This window comes from Acinetobacter sp. AHP123 (assembly GCF_023757925.1).
Classification (GTDB): Bacteria; Pseudomonadota; Gammaproteobacteria; order Pseudomonadales; family Moraxellaceae; genus Acinetobacter; species Acinetobacter oleivorans.
Map to the genome: position 1 here is coordinate 2,695,433 of NZ_CP092454.1, position 15,729 is coordinate 2,711,161.

A 15,729-nucleotide genomic window follows, 5' to 3' on the forward strand; every position below is an offset into this window, starting at 1 on the left:
GCAATGAAAAGGCAATGCACTGGAATAACTTCTTTTAAATATTCATATTTTTTATTAATCGGCGCGATTCTGCTGAGTGGTTGTAACGACTCATCAAATGATAATTCAAATACACCAGATACAGGTAAAAAGCCTGTAATGCGCTGTGCTCCATAAACTTAAATAATAAAAAGAACCTGATCATGATTACACGTCGTAAATTTTTAAATTATTCTTTAAATATGGGTTTTGGTGCAGCGGCATTGGCAGCGTTCCCATCTAGTATTCAAAAAGCTTTAGCAATTCCTGCAAACAATAAAACTGGCACCATTCAGGATGTTGAACACGTTATTATTTTAATGCAGGAAAACCGATCTTTTGACCATTACTTCGGAACATTAAAAGGCGTCCGAGGGTTTGCCGATCGTTTTACGATTCCTCTGCCAAATGGCCGCCGTGTTTGGGAGCAGCTTAGAAGTAATGGGCAAGTTTTAATGCCTTTTCACTTAGATGGTACAGCCAATAATGCACAGCGTGCAGATGGTACGCCACATACTTGGAACGACAGTCAGTTGGCGTGGGACAATGGGCGTATGACGAACTGGCCAGCCCATAAAACTGATATATCCATGGGTTATTTTAAAGAAAAAGAAATTCCATATCAGTTTGCACTTGCGAACGCCTTTACGATTTGTGATGCCTACCATTGCTCTATGCACACTGGAACAGATGCAAACCGCTCTTTTCATTTAACGGGTACAAATGGTGCAACACCGACCAAGCATTCATTTGTAAATAATGAATGGGACTGGATTGATGGTAACCCTGCCACGGCAGATCGTGGTTATACATGGAAGACTTATGCTGAGCGTTTAGAAGAAGCAGGGGTAAGCTGGATTTGTTATCAAAATATGCCAGATGAATGGGGCGATAACATGCTTGGAGCATTTCGTACGTTTAGAAAGGCAAATATTGCATCTGGTTATCCAGTTGCAAGCGGTGGTGAACCAAATAAACCATATGCAGATACGGGACAAAAACTACCGTACAAAGCCTATGATGCTGCAACGGATAATGCTAAAAATCCACTCTATAAAGGCATTGCAAATACATTGCCGGGCAATAAACCAGAAGAATATCTCGATGCTTTTAAACGCGACATTCGTGAAGGTAAGTTACCTCAAGTTTCTTGGATTAATGCGCCATCGATTTATTGTGAACATCCAGACCCTTCAAGCCCAGTTCAAGGGGCTTGGTTTATTCAAGAAATTATTGATGCATTAACTGCTGTGCCAGAGGTTTGGAGTAAAACAGCACTCATTATCAATTTCGATGAAAATGACGGCTACTTTGACCATGTACCGTCACCATCAGCGCCATCTCGACTCAAAAATGGCCAATACGCTGGCAAATCGACATTAAGTAGTGCTGATATGCAGGATGAGTATTTTGACCACGCAGCGCCTGAGGGGAGTCATTCTCAGCCTACACCCGATGGACGAGTTTATGGTCCGGGTCCTCGTGTTCCGTTATATGTGATTTCCCCATGGAGTCGTGGTGGCTGGGTGAACTCGCAAGTGTTTGACCATACTTCTGTGCTCATGTTTTTAGAAAAACGTTTCGGTGTAAAAGAGCCGAATATCAGTCCATATCGCCGTGCAGTGTGTGGTGATTTAACCAGTGCATTTAACTTTAAAACACCAAATGCAGATGTTTTACCGCAGCTCAATGGTAAACAAACACGTTTGCAGGCCGATGAGCTAAGAGAAAATCAAGAAGCTTTACCAGCTGTTCCTGTACCTACTGATATTAAGTTACCGATTCAGCAAAGTGGCATACGTCTGTCGCGTGCGCTACCTTATGAACTGCACACCAGCGCGCGCTGTAAAGCCGATGGTAAAGTGCAATTGATTTTCTCTAATACAGGTCAGCAAGCAGCGGTTTTTCATGTATATGACAAACTTAACCTAGACCTTATTCCAAAGCGTTATATTGTCGAGCCGAATAAAACTTTAGATGATGAATGGGACGCTTTAAAAGATAACTTAGGCCGTTATGACCTATGGGTACTTGGTCCAAATGGCTACCATCGTCATTTTAAAGGCGATACTCAACGCATTGTTGATAGTGGTGTTAAACCCGAAATTCGAGTGTGCTATGACATTGCTAACGGTGATGTTTATGTTGAACTCATGAATGAAGGAACCAAGGATGCAATATTGACGGTAAAACCTTGTGCATATCGACAAGATGTGCCTTTACAACTTACCGTAAAATATGGACAGGTTGTTAAACAACATTGGGCTTTGGCTGATGTCGGGCATTGGTATGATTTTGAAATCACCAGTCAGAGTGATCCGTATTATTACCGACGTTTTTCGGGCCGAGTTGAAACGGGTGAAGACTCTTTTAGTGATCCCGCAATGATGTAAGTTTAGGTGGGCAAAAAGAACAAATCATTTTCTTTTTGCCCCATTTTTTATAATAAATAACTTTCTAAAGCTTCACGAACTGACTCAGAAATGGGTACAGTCTTACGCGTTTCACGATCTACAAACACATGCACAAAATGTCCTTGAGCTGAGGCTTGATCTTGACCTTGTTTAAAGATCGCCAATTCATAACGTAGTGAAGTCGTACCGATTTTATCAATCGCCACACCTACCTGAATAATTTCTGGAAATGATAACTCTTGTAAAAAGCTACAAGCTGAATCAACCACTAACCCAATTGACTTTGCTTCATGAATATCAAAACCTGTTTTCTGAATGAGTAAAGCATTGGCTGCTGTATCGAAGTAGCTATAGTAAGTCACATTATTCACATGACCATAAATATCGTTATCTGCCCAACGCGTTTGAATATCAAAAAAGAACTTAAATTGATCTCGGTTTTTTAAAACTGGTTTAGTCATTAATGAATCGCCTGATAAATTGCCAAAGCAGCGGCTTCTGTCATGTCACGTGGGTTATTTTGTAGTAAGCGAGTTTGCAACATGGCATCTTGAGCAAGTCTAGGTAAGCTGGACTCATTAATACCCAAATCTCTAAGTTTTAAGGTCAAGCCACTACGGTCTAAGTGGTTCTGCATATGGTCAATAAACAGATCACACAAGCCATCAGTACTGCCATTACTATATGGATCTAGCCATTGCATAAGCTCTGCATAGTATTTTTTTGCATTAGGTGCATTAAATTTTAATACTTCGACCAACACTAAGGCATTAGTATGCCCATGCGATAAATGAAAATGGCCGCCAAGTGGGTAAGCTAAAGCATGTACAGCGGCAACAGGCGAGTTTGCAAACGCTTGACCTGCGAGCATTGAACCGAACAGCATGTTTTGACGTGCTTCTAAATCATTACCATCTTTAAGAACTTTCGGTAAGTTATGGTTTAGTAACTTCAAAGCATTCTTAGCTAAAATATCGGTGTATATATTCTTCTTGTGTTTAGACGTATATGCCTCAATAGCATGCACCATCGCATCGATACCTGTTGCAGCGGTAATATGTGCTGGAAGGTTTTGAGTAAAAGTAGCATCAAGAATCGCAGTGTCGGCGTACAGTATTGGAGAGACAATCCCCATTTTTGTTGTCTCGCCAGTAGTCACAATTGAAATAGGCGTTACTTCAGAACCTGTACCAGCTGTCGTTGGAATCAAAATAAGTGGTAGGCGAGCAGTGGTTACTTGGTTTACGCCGTACATCTCTTGCAAACTTTGAGTTTGGTCAGGGTGGGCGAGTAAAGCAATAACTTTTGCAACATCTAAAGAACTGCCTCCACCAAAACCAATAATGGCATCTACATTTTGCTGTTTTGCATAATTGGCTGCATCTAAAACAACTTGTTCTGGTGGGTCAGCCTGAACATCTGCATAAATAACATATTCAATATTGAGGGTATCTAAAATTTGAAGAATGGGCTGGTGTAATTGATTTTTGACCATACCAGCATCGGTGACTAGCAATAGCTTACGGTAAGCTTTTGAAGACAAAACATTTTGTAATTCTTGTATAGAGCCTAAGCCAGAGATGATATTTGGAACGGTTTGAAATTGAAAATGGCTCATATACATTATTTCCTTATTTTTGAAAATTATTGTCGAACGGTTCTATAAGATTCAATCTTCAAATAACTTAGCATAAGACTCCTTAAAATAAAGTAGTTCTGAGGCGATTATGTTGAGTGTTATATGAGATAAGCACTACTTTCATGTGGTCAGAGTCAGGCGATAGAAGGAGATCATACAAGTAATTTAAAAGATCATCGAAAGGTGGGCTTTTTGTTATTTATACTGTTCAGTAGATTTTCCTGAAGGCTGCTAATTCATATAATGTCTTAACAATTTATAATTTTATTCGGTTCAAAAAGTGAAAATTTCTAAAACTTTACTTAGTGTTATTGGATGCACTTGCTTCATGCTGAGCTCCGCAGTAATGGCTAAAACTAGCTCTAGCGTCTATTCACCAAAAAAGGGTGTAATTTGTGACAAATATATTTGTGCTGACAAGAAGGGTGTATCTAAAAAACTTACAGCCAAATACTTAGGAACTCACAAAGCCAACAGAGCATTTTCTCAAGGCGATTTTGATACTTCAGCATTTACACTCTCAAATGGTGTGTTCTGTGATACCAAAACGAAACTATGTCACGTCGATCGATATTTTGAGAATGGGCATCGTAGCAAGATTGATAGAACTATGACTGATAAGTTATTTAAAAAATAAATGATTTCTGTCTTCATTTTGCTTAAAAGCCCATAATACTTGGGCTTTTCTCTAGAAAATATAAGATAAAATAGATTACTAATTAAAAACTATATAAGCTCTGAAAAATCAGTTTTTTATTTAGGTTTTCTGAATATATAAATAAAGACTAGTTTAATAAGTTGTATTACCGGCATTGAAAAATTTTATGGGTTTGCAATTATGAAGAAGGTAGCATTTGTTTTAATTAATGCGGACTCTTAACACATTAAATCCTTAATTATCATGGATGAATAGTAAGGCAAAATAATTATCGAATTAATTAGAAAATCAGAGATGTTATTGAAAATAGTTAACTACCCGTATGTTTGTCACTTATCGGATTTTATAAAAATATTTACCCACTTGTTTATACTAAGTGTTCAAAATAAAAACAGGATAATGATGTGAAAAAGATAATACTAGCGACAATAATGAGTTTTGGTGGAGTAGGGAGTGCTTTTGCAGAATGTACTTATAACTTTGATGCAACGCTAACTCAATTACAATCTTTAGGTAATACTTCTGTTCAGAAGTTCCCAACTATTACAGGAAATAAATTTTCCTATAAGACCTCTCAGCAAAGTCCCATTTATATGGCTTACAGTCAGGACTATCTTACAAGAGTATTAGCCACAAATGATTCTCAGGCTTCGCTCTATACGCGTGGTGACAAAATACTACCGACAACTGGAATTATCGCTTTTGAATATAAAATTAAAGTTCCAACATTAGGTAATACAGGCTATGTAAATATTTTCCCGGCTTTATCTGGTGGAATCATGCAGAACGGTAAGGCTGTACATTTTATAGTGGCTTATCAACATGGTCCCACAACTAATAATTTTTATATTCAAACGACTTCAAATGATAGTGCATTAGTTTCTAATGGATTTAATTTAGCTCCTGAAGTTACTTCTGATGGTTATCAAAAAATCGGTATCTATATTAATCAGAATTCTAATCAAGTTGGTTTAGTTTTTAATGGGGTTAATAAAGGTTATTTTGCTACTTTCCCATCCAAACTAGATAACTTGTATTTTTCATTAACCTCTAATTTTTATGATTTAGCTGCAACTGATGTAAATAAAGATGTTTCGATTGAGTTTCTACTTGATCAATCAAAAATTACACAAAGTTATCCAACAGGTACTAAGGATATTTGTGGAGTAGCTTTGTAAAAAGTCTGTTAAATTTAAAAAAATTCTCATCAGCCACTTTCGAGTGGCTTTTTTACAGTTAAACGAAAGTGAGATGAACAGAACAAATTATTCCTTATTTCTGCGAGGAATGAGTTTCAGTTCCAGATTATTAAGATCTATGACTTGATTAGATGAATCAACAAGCTTTAATTTGAGTTGATCATCTGAATTCTTCTTAAAAACTTTCACGACATCTTTATCTGCTTCAATAAAATTACTACCAGATTCAAGCATGGCAAGTAAAACAATATTTAGGCTTTTACCTTTTTGGGTGAGTAAGTATTCTTTGCGCTCTCGTACACCCACTTCCTTATAAATTGATAGTTCAAATATTTCTAGTTGGATGAGATGTTTTAGACGATTAGATAAAATTTGCTTTGATATACCTGTATTGTCTAGAAAATCATTAAATTTCGTTACGCCGTAAAAAGCTTCTCTCAACAATAGGATCGTCCAACTATCGTTCAATATCTCAGCAATTTTGAAGATTCCACATGTATCTACTGAAAATCTTTGATCTGGAATAATATTTGACATTCTAGGAAGCTCCAATTAACATGGGTCTATAATTTAGACCTAGGCTTAATTCAGGTAGCATTATGCCATTTATAAATATACAAACTATAGAGGGTTTACTAGATAAAGATAGTAAAGCCGAGCTTTTCAAACGAATAACAGATTTATTTGTAGAGATAGAAGGAAAGGGAAATCCAGCTTTTCAAGAGCATGTTTGGATTCGAATTGATGAACATCCACCTGAACAGTGGCAATTAGGTAGCTTAAGGCCAACGAAGGAAATGATTGAGTTGATTAGCAACGTTAAATGATTGTTTTGGGCCTTTTACTAAAGCTGTATTAGTAAATCATAAGTTGCAAGTTAAGTATTTGCTAACCTGTTTTAAGATGTAAAACTCATATAATTATTAATAATGTGAGTGTCTGCTTTGCTGTAAAAGCTCTCTTCGGAGGGCTTTATTGTTTTATTCAAAATTAGAAGGTCAGCTACTTTATCGACTGATTTATCAACTTTTAATCTATTGATAAACATTATTTTCCTTTTCAAGCCATGTGAGTTTTGACAAAATGCAACACGTCACAATGGTCAATTCGATTCTGACAATCATTGATAGTTTTGTCAGGGTTTTACATGCTCCATATTTATTTCTATTTAATTCAAATGTTTGGAAGTAGTTTCTAATGGAAACACAATATAAGGTGTTATGCGTCTGTTTAGGAAACATTTGCCGTTCTCCCACGGCTGAAGTGGTTTTCAGACATTATTGTGATGCACATCAACTTAATGTCATTGTCGATTCAGCTGGAACGAGTAATTATCATCCAAATAAAGCACCTGATCAGCGTAGTCAGCTGCACGCTAAAAAAAGAGGTTATGACTTATCATCTTTACGTGCAAGGCAGCTTTCAATTCAAGACTTTTTAGAGTTTGATTTGATTTTAGCAATGGATCATCAAAACTTTGATGATATTCATGACATGCTACAAAGCGCTATTTTTCAATTTGGTAGCCATCAAATTCGAGCAAAAGTAGCTTTAATGAGTGAGCATGATCCTCAATATCTGCAACAAGCCTTACCTGATCCATATTATGGCGGTGCTGATGGCTTCGAGCGCGTACTTGACCAATGCGAGTCTAGTAGTTTGGCGTGGATTAATATTTTAAAAAAACAATTGAATGTTTAAGAATAGGTTTTTCAACACAATGCAAATTCAAAATCAGGTACAGCTTAAGCCATTCAATACATTAAGTTTAGATGCAACAGCTTCACATTACACAAAAGTCGGTAATATTCTGGATATTGAAGAAGCTTTGGATTTTGCTAAGCAGCATCATTTAAATGTACTTGTGTTATCGGGCGGTAGTAACATGTTGTTGCCGCAGCAGATCAATGCCTTAGTGATTCATCTTGATATTCAAGGAATTGAAGTTTTATCAAATGATCATGATTTCGTTCGGGTTAAAGTGGGTGCAGGGCAGGTTTGGCATGATTTCGTTTTATATAGCACTCAGCAAAATTGGTTTGGTTTGCAGAATTTAGCGCTTATTCCAGGCTTAGTAGGTGCTTCACCCGTACAAAACATTGGTGCTTATGGAGTAGAGGTCGGTGAGTTTATTGAGTCGGTACAAGTGTATGACCGTAAATTGAAAGAAACTCAGTCAATTTTAGCTGCTGACTGCCATTTCACTTACCGCCATAGTATTTTTAAAGATGATCCGAACCGTTACATCATCACACATGTCACTTTTAAATTACTTAAACAGCCAAATTTAAAACTTAACTATGGTGATTTGAAGCAAGCAGTTGGAGACAATCAGACTGCTGAAAACTTACAAAATCAAGTGATCCATATTCGCCAAAGTAAACTTCCCGATCCAAAAGAATATCCAAATGTAGGTAGTTTCTTTAAAAATCCGATTGTTAATCCTCAAGATTTTGAACGTCTAATCACACAATTCTCAACAATTCCACATTATCCTCAAGCCAGTGGAAACGTTAAAATTGCAGCAGGATGGTTAATTGATCAGGCGGGTTGGAAAGGGAAGCAACTCGATATGGTAGGGATGTTTCATAAACAGGCATTAGTTTTGGTGAATTATGCCAATGCATCTCTTACTGATGTAAAGAAAACTTATCAGGCTGTACAACATGATGTTGATCAGCGTTTCCATATTATGTTAGAACCAGAGCCTGTGCTTTATAACAGTTTAGGTTTAATTGAAAATCATACGGAATAGTTTTATGCCAAAAGTACACTTAATGGTACGTTTAGTACAAGTAGTCACCGTGCTATTTGTACTATTAGGCTGTTTCGTGGTTTTTTTATATTCGCCGTTTTATTCAAAATTAATTGTAGCTGGACTTAATTATTTTGTACCGGTTGATGTGAATCAAGTTGCTGCTGAAAGTCAGAGACAGGCGGCATTAAGTGAACATGATAATTTAGAGCCGGGTTCAAATCTATGGATTGCTCGTCAAGCGTATTTAAAGCTGACTGAAAAAGCTTTACGTGAAAAAAAGACAACAGATCTGACCTATCTTCAAGAAAACTATAAGGCTTTGCAGCAAATTATTCTTTTAGAAGAAAAGGAACAAGATTCAGAGGCAGCCGCTTCTGTAACGGTTCCTTTAGTCGTGAAAAACTCAGAAATTGATGCTGCTGATGAAGCAAGTAGCCCTATTGATGAAGCCCTCTTTATTAATAGTTCAGAAAATAAGGCTCTTACAGAGCAATATACCGAGTTTTTAGCACGAAAACCTGTAGTGCCAGAACATCAAAAAGCTGTTAGCGAACCTGAACAGAAAATCGAGTATGTTCGTAAAAATCCATTACCAGCCCCATCTAAAAAGTTGTCACAACCTTATGCAATTGTTGTTTTAGGTGGTGGTTTGACTCTTGATAAAAATGGAAAAGATATTGTAGTTAATGGTTATACACGCTTGAGACTAGAAAAAACCTTAGAAGTTGAAAAACAAAATCAGCTTCCTATTGTACTGAGCGGTGTTGAAGCACCTTATATGCAAGCTTGGTTAAAAGAGCGCGGTGTTGATGCAAAGTTACTAGAAAAACGTAGTATGAATACTTGTGAGAATACAAGATTTAGTTCTCTATTACTTCAGAAAAAGGGTGGAGCACCGACGGTCATGTTGGTTACAGATGAATACCATATGCCGCGTACTCGCCGACTATTTGCTTTAAATGGTATAGAAACCATTCCTGTTGTGGCTCCAATGCCAACACCACTGACACGCTGGCAACCAAGTGTGCAAAATTACGATCATAGCCGTCGTGCAAATTATGAATTACTTGCGACAATTCGCGACATGTTGTTTGGCTCAAGTGATTGTCGAGAGGTACCTTAATGTCAGATATCCCATTTCTCAATCCTGCCGTATTAAAACAATTAGATTTGCCGGTTCCTAACCGTGATCTTACGCCACAGGTTCTAAGTCCACTTAATTTAAATACATTAGAAGAACCGTCTCGAGATTTACTGGCTTACCGTAAGTTGTATGGTTTGCATTTACTTGAATGTGATCATTGGCAGGGCTATGTTCAAATGCCTTTGTTTCGATTACATGTGCAAGTTTTCAAGCCTAAAGTAGAAAAAATACAAGGTACTGTCTGCTTATTACATGGCTATCTTGAGCATAGTGGTATTTATCAGCCCATTATTCGTGAAATTCTTGAACAAGGCTTTAGTGTCATTACCTATGACTTACCAGGGCATGGTTTAAGCAATGGCTCACCAGCAAGTATTCAAAATTTTGATCACTATCAACAAGTTCTGATGGCTGTTTATCAATATGTAAAACATGCAGATCAGTTACCAAAACCTTGGGTAGGAATTGGACAAAGTACGGGTGGCGCAATCTGGATGCATCACTTATTGGAATATGCTGAAAAACGCCAAGATCCGATTGTAGATAGAGTTTTGTTACTTTCTCCTTTGATTCGTCCTGCAAAAACAGCATGGTGGCATAACCCAGTTGGATTGGGCATTATTCGCCGTATTAAGCGTCAAGTACCAAGACACTTTAGACGTAATAATCATAATCCTGAATTTTTACGTTTCATTCGTTTAAAAGATCCTTTGCAGCCTCGAATGATGGGCATGGACTGGATTTTGGCAATGTCTAAATGGATGCAAGAAATGGAAGAGCGGCCTGCTTGTCGTATTCCCGTCTGGCTTGCACAAGGTGCTCTCGATCAGACAGTTGATTGGCGTTACAACATTGAATTTATTCGTCGCAAATTTAGACTACAAACGTTATTAATGCTAGAAGAAGGGTCTCATCAATTAATTAATGAGCGTGCGGATATACGTGCAGCTTTAACGGGATTGATTCCAGCATTTTTACATGCGAAGCCAAAACATTTTTATTATTAAAAAAATAATGCATCTATCCAAAAAATTGGATAGATGCATGACTTAATCTTTGTACTTTATTTTGAATTTTGATAAAGCTGCATAAAGTTTTTATAAACCGAAGACTGCTTTTGTGGACTATACATATTGCGTTCGATTGTTCCCTTATCCGTTTTTATCAAAACGTTTACATTTTGAGCACTTTTAAACTCTTGCAAGAATTTACTTGGAATAACAAAGAACGTTGTAGAATGTTTAGGAACTAATCGGCTCACATTCGTTTTTTCAGTCGATTGAGCAGGTTGATAGTTAAATCGTTTCCCATCAATATCAAATGTTAACTCGTTAATATCATAAAAGTTATAACTACTACTTAAATGAACATCTACACGAAGCTGATCTTTTTGATTCTCGTTCCATTTCACGAGCAAGCTTGGGCATAGTTCAGTTGGGGAGCAGTTTAGCTGACCCGCTGTCTTTACCTCTTTAGGAGCTGTTGTACTAACCTGTGTGGTGCTACAAGCCGCTGTAAGTAGACATGAACCCAATAAGAGTAGAGATTTCTTCATCATATAAATTCCAAGAGAGTATGCTTAATATTATTTATGTTAAGTGTAGTAAATTTTGACATAAATTAACGCATAGATGGGCTTAAAAATACAAATGGTTTTGCAATTTTAAAAGAAGAAGTGGCATCACCTGCATATATATGGCTTTGATCAGGGCCTAAATCTAGTCTACGTGTTTTACCATCTTTAAAATTAATCTTTTTCAAATCAACCCAAAATAAATTTGGTGATAGTGCTGACTCGAAAAAGTAAAGCATCTGTTTATGATCGGCTACAGTTCGCCAGCGAGTTGAAGAGATATTCGGTTCTTCTTGAGTATTTAGTCCATAGGGAACAGATGCATTTCGAATGACACTAAATACAGAGGCTTGAGCTTGTTTACTATCATCATTTTTAGGAATTGCATTGATGTAAAAAGATGCACGTGCAAAGCGATCGGATGCTCGATTTGTACCGGGGAGCATGATTGTTCCACCAATTTGTTTCCAATATTCGGCAAGTGCAAGTTGCTTATCGAAAGTAGGCGAGTTAGTCATGACTTGATAGCTGCGACTATGGTGAATCACTTGTTTTCCACCAATATATTCAATAATTGCGCTATCACCTGTTTTGTCAGAAATAGATAAATGCAGGGTAGTGAGGCGTGTTTCGCCTGGGACATTATCGGTCACAATCGTGTAAGGTTCTTTTTCTAATGCTTTAACGGCTTCATCGACAGTTGCGAAATTATCAAGTACATATTGAGCCCATGCCGCAATACTAAGTAAAGGCTTATCCGTTTTTTTCACATCTGGATATTGAGACTCCACTAACCATAAAATGTTAGCAACCAAGCCAGCTTCATTCATTCCATCTGTTGTGGAAACTTCATAGCCTGTGGCAATTACACTTCCATATTTAGACGTCCATTTTATTGAATTGGAGCCTGCACTACCGTCACGACTAACCCCGCTTGGCATAATCCACAAATTTGTACCCGTATCAACTTTCCAGTCCATTGAACGAGCAGTAATAATATGTTGGTTATTGCCTAAATATACGGCACGTGTACAAGCAACAGCATAGCTACTTAAACCTACTGCTAGTGCGACAAAAGAAGAGATGAATGTTTTTTTCAACATGATGAGCTACCTTCTTGTTATAAGCATTAAAAATTTTTTATTAAATAAAATTAAATTGTGTACGTTATTTATACTTTTATATTAGGTGAAAAATCTATTAAAGACAAATTAAAAGGGGAATGAAATTTGAGGGGAAATCACATATTCATTTCAAATATAGAAGAGCATCACACTCTAAATGTAATGCTCAATCTATCAAGTTAATATAAATTAAAAGTGATTAGCATCCGCCATATTCCACATCCGATAATAAAAATTATCATCGTCATTATTAAGTTCAGACTGTAAAAGTTCGCCTTCTTTTAAGAAAAAATGTAATTGAGCATAGTTCTTAATTTCACGGTCGTTTACTCGCTGAGCCAAATGGTGAGCTTTAATATCAGAAGGGTGACGTAAACCAGCCGCAGCAATCATTTCTGATAATGCATGCAATGTATTTTTATGAAAATTAAATACTCGTTCTGATTTAGTGGGTACATCAATTGCTTTTTGACGGTCTTTATCTTGGGTTGCAACACCTACAGGACACTGGTTAGTGTGACAGCTTTGTGCCTGAATACATCCAACAGCAAACATAAAACCACGTGCTGAATTAACCCAATCTGCACCTAGAGCAAAAGTACTGGCAATATCGAAGGCACTAATGATTTTACCACTCGCACCAATCTTAACTTGATCTCTTAGTCCTGCACCTACAAGGGTGTTATGAACAAAGCGCAAACCTTCACGTAATGGAGTACCAATATTGTCGCTAAACTCAATTGGTGCTGCACCTGTACCACCTTCAGACCCATCAACGACAATAAAGTCAGGAACAATTTTTGTTTCTAGCATTGCTTTAACAATACTCATGAATTGCCAAGGTTGACCAATACAGAGTTTAAAACCAACTGGTTTACCGCCAGATAATGTGCGCAATTTCTGTAAGAAATGCATCATTTCAATAGGGGTAGAAAAACTAGAATGCTTTGCCGGAGAAATACAGTCATGATCGCGAGAAACCCCACGGATTTGTGCAATTTCTGCGGTAATTTTATGTTTAGGTAAAATACCACCATGACCTGGTTTTGCACCTTGGGAAAGCTTCAGCTCGATCATCTTGATCTGTGGTAATTGAGATTGCTTGGCAAATTTCTGTTCGTCAAATTTCCCATCTAAGGTACGACAGCCAAAATAACCGCTGGCAATTTGCCAAACAATATCACCGCCATTTTCCAGATGATAAGGGCTTAAACTACCTTCGCCAGTATCATGATAGAACCCGCCTAACTGCGCACCTTTATTTAACGCGCGAATCGCGTTGGCGCTTAAACTACCAAAGCTCATGGCAGAGATGTTCATAATTGATGCACTATACGGTTGAAGGCATTGTGTATTACCCACCTGAATACGAAAGCTCTTTGGATCTGCTGGTGGGCAAGGGCTTATTGAATGGACAATGAATCGATAATTTTCTTGATAAACGTCAATGATTGAACCAAATGGTTTATCTGCATTTTCGTTTTTAGCACGTTGATAAACTAAGCTTCGTTGCATGCGAGAAAAAGGTAGAGCATCTTGATCCGCTTCAATAAAGTATTGACGAATTTCGGGGCGTATATCTTCAAACAAAAAACGAAAATGTCCCATAATTGGGTAGTTTCTTAGAATTGAATGTTTATTCTGCAAAACATCGTAAAGACCTAATAAACTTAGTGCACCTGTAAGCACCCATAACCCGTTAAGGAGAGTATCAGAAATAAAATAATAGATACTGTGAGGGGTATATACGGTTCGAAACCAGGTGATGCTTAGTGCAGTAAAAATACATAAGAACCAGAGAGAATGGCGCGAAAAGAATGTATTGAGAAATTTATGTCGAATGATTTGTGCTGGACTCGCCATATTGGAACAAATTCCTAATGTTTTACTGGTACATACCTTGCCAAGAAGCAAGTGAAACTACAAGTGTGGAATTGTTAGTTTCAAGAGAAAATAAACAGTACAGCTGTGGTTCACTCAATTTAGAAATAGATTTTTAAAAAAGTATTTAAGCGATTATTATTATCTAATTTGGAGGTTTAGGAGATTAAATAAATTATTAAATACTTAATTATTAAATTGATATATTTTATAAATTTTTAGCTGTAATAAAGAATATTTCTATTAAGTATTTCCATTAAAAGGGATGTGTATTAATTAGCTTTAGCTTTAGATTTAATTAATAATAACTTTTTTATTCGTATATTTTTTGATTTAATTAATGTTGTGCTATTTAATTATTTTTTGCTAATATAAATAAATTGAAATATTTTTTTAATACACATTACTACAACTATATAAGATTCTAAAAAATCATTTAAGGACTGAAATGAATTGGAAATTATTAATCTGCTCCGTTTTTCTCACAGAGGTTTTTTTCTTAACTTTAATGTTCTATCTCGGCTTTGATCTAGATACTTTTAAAAAAGTCGCTCTAGTACAAAGTATATTAGTTGCTGCAACTTTAATATTCGACTCTATGGAAAGGAAGAATAATCCTATCTTTCCTGGATTTATCGTTTATCCCTTACTGGGTGTTTTTTTTGTTTTGGGGTTTACACCTATTCTAGATTTTTTTGCAGAAAGACCTAAAGGATTCCATAGTTGGGACATTAAAAATATTTTAGTAATGGGGTCGCAAAATGCAGATTATCAATTCAGAGAGTTAGCTTGGTATGGTAAAGCTTATATACAGTTGGGTTTTGCTATGGGAGGTGGTTTTATTGGCTTGATTTTTCATTTAATTTTTAGAAATAGTTAAGCTAATACGAACTTCTTTTTGTAGAGGGAAGTTATGTAAGTACTGAAAATTCTTAAAAAATCCTAGAAGTATCTATAAGTTACTTAGATTTCTTATTCATAAAATATTCTCTTCTTATTCATTTAAAATATATAGAATAATCAGTAGCTTAATTTTTATTCATTATTTTTTTACCAAAAATTAAAAAAACATAGAATACTAAAGGTGATGGTAAACTTTAACTAATGAAAATCTATACTTTTTTTAGTAAAACTAACAAAAGTTAGATAAAAGTATCGAAAATCGATATAAAAAGCGTGATAAACCGTAAAAATTTTTATAATTGAGAAATTCATCAGAAGTTGAATTATTAATTGATATTTAGAATGAAAGTTATGTTAGTGTTTTTGTTGTTTTTTTGTATTATGCGCCGTAAGTAGAGTAAAAAAATAACGCTTTGAA

The 15,729-nt window shown here is 36.3% G+C and carries 15 protein-coding genes; 9 read left to right on the forward strand and 6 right to left on the reverse strand.

The window, feature by feature from the left end:
- Positions 1 to 182: 182 nt before the first annotated feature.
- Complete coding sequence (locus MJX77_RS12840) at positions 183 to 2,411, forward strand: phosphocholine-specific phospholipase C (RefSeq protein ID WP_252059279.1); 2,229 nt, start codon at positions 183 to 185, stop codon at positions 2,409 to 2,411.
- 47 nt (positions 2,412 to 2,458) lie between these two features.
- On the opposite strand, the gene MJX77_RS12845 is transcribed toward MJX77_RS12840, so the two are convergent.
- Positions 2,459 to 2,893 (reverse strand): acyl-CoA thioesterase, encoded by a 435-nt coding sequence (locus MJX77_RS12845; RefSeq protein ID WP_252059280.1) that lies wholly within the window; start codon positions 2,891 to 2,893, stop codon positions 2,459 to 2,461.
- A complete protein-coding gene (locus MJX77_RS12850) occupies positions 2,893 to 4,050 on the reverse strand; it encodes an iron-containing alcohol dehydrogenase (RefSeq protein WP_252059281.1) in 1,158 nt (385 codons plus the stop codon). Before MJX77_RS12850 ends, MJX77_RS12845 begins: the two co-directional genes overlap by 1 nt.
- Before the next feature lie 349 nt (positions 4,051 to 4,399).
- Between MJX77_RS12850 and MJX77_RS12855 the strand changes: the two genes are divergently transcribed.
- Both MJX77_RS12855 and MJX77_RS12860 read left to right on the forward strand, forming a co-directional pair.
- Positions 4,400 to 4,708 carry a YcgJ family protein gene (locus MJX77_RS12855; RefSeq protein ID WP_191900136.1) on the forward strand — a complete coding sequence of 103 codons (309 nt, stop codon included), beginning with the start codon at positions 4,400 to 4,402 and terminating at the stop codon, positions 4,706 to 4,708.
- Positions 4,709 to 5,133: 425 nt separating this feature from the next.
- Complete coding sequence (locus MJX77_RS12860) at positions 5,134 to 5,907, forward strand: DUF4882 family protein (RefSeq protein ID WP_252059282.1); 774 nt, start codon at positions 5,134 to 5,136, stop codon at positions 5,905 to 5,907.
- Between the two features lie 87 nt (positions 5,908 to 5,994).
- On the opposite strand, the gene MJX77_RS12865 is transcribed toward MJX77_RS12860, so the two are convergent.
- Positions 5,995 to 6,465, reverse strand: coding sequence for a winged helix-turn-helix transcriptional regulator (locus MJX77_RS12865; protein ID WP_252059283.1), 471 nt, complete (start codon positions 6,463 to 6,465; stop codon positions 5,995 to 5,997).
- A gap of 62 nt (positions 6,466 to 6,527) precedes the next feature.
- On the opposite strand from MJX77_RS12865, the gene MJX77_RS12870 reads away from it, so the two are divergent.
- The 5 genes from MJX77_RS12870 to MJX77_RS12890 all read left to right on the forward strand — a co-directional run bounded on the left by MJX77_RS12870 (position 6,528) and on the right by MJX77_RS12890 (position 10,837).
- Positions 6,528 to 6,755, forward strand: coding sequence for a tautomerase family protein (locus MJX77_RS12870; protein WP_111854160.1), 228 nt, complete (start codon positions 6,528 to 6,530; stop codon positions 6,753 to 6,755).
- Between the two features lie 370 nt (positions 6,756 to 7,125).
- Positions 7,126 to 7,629 carry a low molecular weight protein-tyrosine-phosphatase gene (locus MJX77_RS12875; RefSeq protein WP_252059284.1) on the forward strand — a complete coding sequence of 168 codons (504 nt, stop codon included), beginning with the start codon at positions 7,126 to 7,128 and terminating at the stop codon, positions 7,627 to 7,629.
- Positions 7,630 to 7,648: 19 nt separating this feature from the next.
- Complete coding sequence (murB, locus tag MJX77_RS12880; RefSeq protein WP_252059285.1) at positions 7,649 to 8,683, forward strand: UDP-N-acetylmuramate dehydrogenase; 1,035 nt, start codon at positions 7,649 to 7,651, stop codon at positions 8,681 to 8,683.
- Positions 8,684 to 8,687: 4 nt separating this feature from the next.
- On the forward strand, positions 8,688 to 9,809 hold the full coding sequence (locus MJX77_RS12885) for a YdcF family protein (protein WP_107880867.1): 1,122 nt from the start codon (positions 8,688 to 8,690) through the stop codon (positions 9,807 to 9,809).
- On the forward strand, positions 9,809 to 10,837 hold the full coding sequence (locus MJX77_RS12890) for an alpha/beta hydrolase (protein ID WP_004791742.1): 1,029 nt from the start codon (positions 9,809 to 9,811) through the stop codon (positions 10,835 to 10,837). Before MJX77_RS12885 ends, MJX77_RS12890 begins: the two co-directional genes overlap by 1 nt.
- A 56-nt stretch (positions 10,838 to 10,893) precedes the next feature.
- Here MJX77_RS12890 and MJX77_RS12895 read toward each other — a convergent pair whose 3' ends face one another.
- From MJX77_RS12895 to MJX77_RS12905, 3 genes are all read right to left on the reverse strand, one after another.
- Positions 10,894 to 11,388 carry a hypothetical protein gene (locus tag MJX77_RS12895; RefSeq protein ID WP_151989195.1) on the reverse strand — a complete coding sequence of 165 codons (495 nt, stop codon included), beginning with the start codon at positions 11,386 to 11,388 and terminating at the stop codon, positions 10,894 to 10,896.
- 62 nt (positions 11,389 to 11,450) lie between these two features.
- On the reverse strand, positions 11,451 to 12,506 hold the full coding sequence (locus MJX77_RS12900; RefSeq protein ID WP_252059286.1) for a linear amide C-N hydrolase: 1,056 nt from the start codon (positions 12,504 to 12,506) through the stop codon (positions 11,451 to 11,453).
- Between the two features lie 210 nt (positions 12,507 to 12,716).
- On the reverse strand, positions 12,717 to 14,390 hold the full coding sequence (locus MJX77_RS12905) for an FMN-binding glutamate synthase family protein (RefSeq protein WP_252059287.1): 1,674 nt from the start codon (positions 14,388 to 14,390) through the stop codon (positions 12,717 to 12,719).
- A gap of 466 nt (positions 14,391 to 14,856) precedes the next feature.
- On the opposite strand from MJX77_RS12905, the gene MJX77_RS12910 reads away from it, so the two are divergent.
- The gene (locus MJX77_RS12910; protein WP_252059288.1) at positions 14,857 to 15,288 is read left to right on the forward strand and encodes a hypothetical protein; all 432 of its coding nucleotides are present in this window, start codon (positions 14,857 to 14,859) and stop codon (positions 15,286 to 15,288) included.
- Positions 15,289 to 15,729 lie beyond the last annotated feature (441 nt).

What these genes read in the sequence shown, in the direction of transcription:
- MJX77_RS12840 (WP_252059279.1), top strand. Translation starts at nt 183, where the DNA reads ATGATTACACGTCGTAAATTTTTAAATTATTCTTTAAATATGGGTTTT.
- MJX77_RS12890 (WP_004791742.1), top strand. Translation starts at nt 9,809, where the DNA reads ATGTCAGATATCCCATTTCTCAATCCTGCCGTATTAAAACAATTAGAT.
- MJX77_RS12900 (WP_252059286.1), bottom strand. Translation starts at nt 12,506, where the DNA reads ATGTTGAAAAAAACATTCATCTCTTCTTTTGTCGCACTAGCAGTAGGT.
- MJX77_RS12870 (WP_111854160.1), top strand. Translation starts at nt 6,528, where the DNA reads ATGCCATTTATAAATATACAAACTATAGAGGGTTTACTAGATAAAGAT.
- MJX77_RS12865 (WP_252059283.1), bottom strand. Translation starts at nt 6,465, where the DNA reads ATGTCAAATATTATTCCAGATCAAAGATTTTCAGTAGATACATGTGGA.
- MJX77_RS12910 (WP_252059288.1), top strand. Translation starts at nt 14,857, where the DNA reads ATGAATTGGAAATTATTAATCTGCTCCGTTTTTCTCACAGAGGTTTTT.
- MJX77_RS12895 (WP_151989195.1), bottom strand. Translation starts at nt 11,388, where the DNA reads ATGATGAAGAAATCTCTACTCTTATTGGGTTCATGTCTACTTACAGCG.
- MJX77_RS12850 (WP_252059281.1), bottom strand. Translation starts at nt 4,050, where the DNA reads ATGAGCCATTTTCAATTTCAAACCGTTCCAAATATCATCTCTGGCTTA.
- MJX77_RS12885 (WP_107880867.1), top strand. Translation starts at nt 8,688, where the DNA reads ATGCCAAAAGTACACTTAATGGTACGTTTAGTACAAGTAGTCACCGTG.
- MJX77_RS12855 (WP_191900136.1), top strand. Translation starts at nt 4,400, where the DNA reads ATGCTGAGCTCCGCAGTAATGGCTAAAACTAGCTCTAGCGTCTATTCA.
- MJX77_RS12875 (WP_252059284.1), top strand. Translation starts at nt 7,126, where the DNA reads ATGGAAACACAATATAAGGTGTTATGCGTCTGTTTAGGAAACATTTGC.
- MJX77_RS12845 (WP_252059280.1), bottom strand. Translation starts at nt 2,893, where the DNA reads ATGACTAAACCAGTTTTAAAAAACCGAGATCAATTTAAGTTCTTTTTT.
- MJX77_RS12905 (WP_252059287.1), bottom strand. Translation starts at nt 14,390, where the DNA reads ATGGCGAGTCCAGCACAAATCATTCGACATAAATTTCTCAATACATTC.
- murB (WP_252059285.1), top strand. Translation starts at nt 7,649, where the DNA reads ATGCAAATTCAAAATCAGGTACAGCTTAAGCCATTCAATACATTAAGT.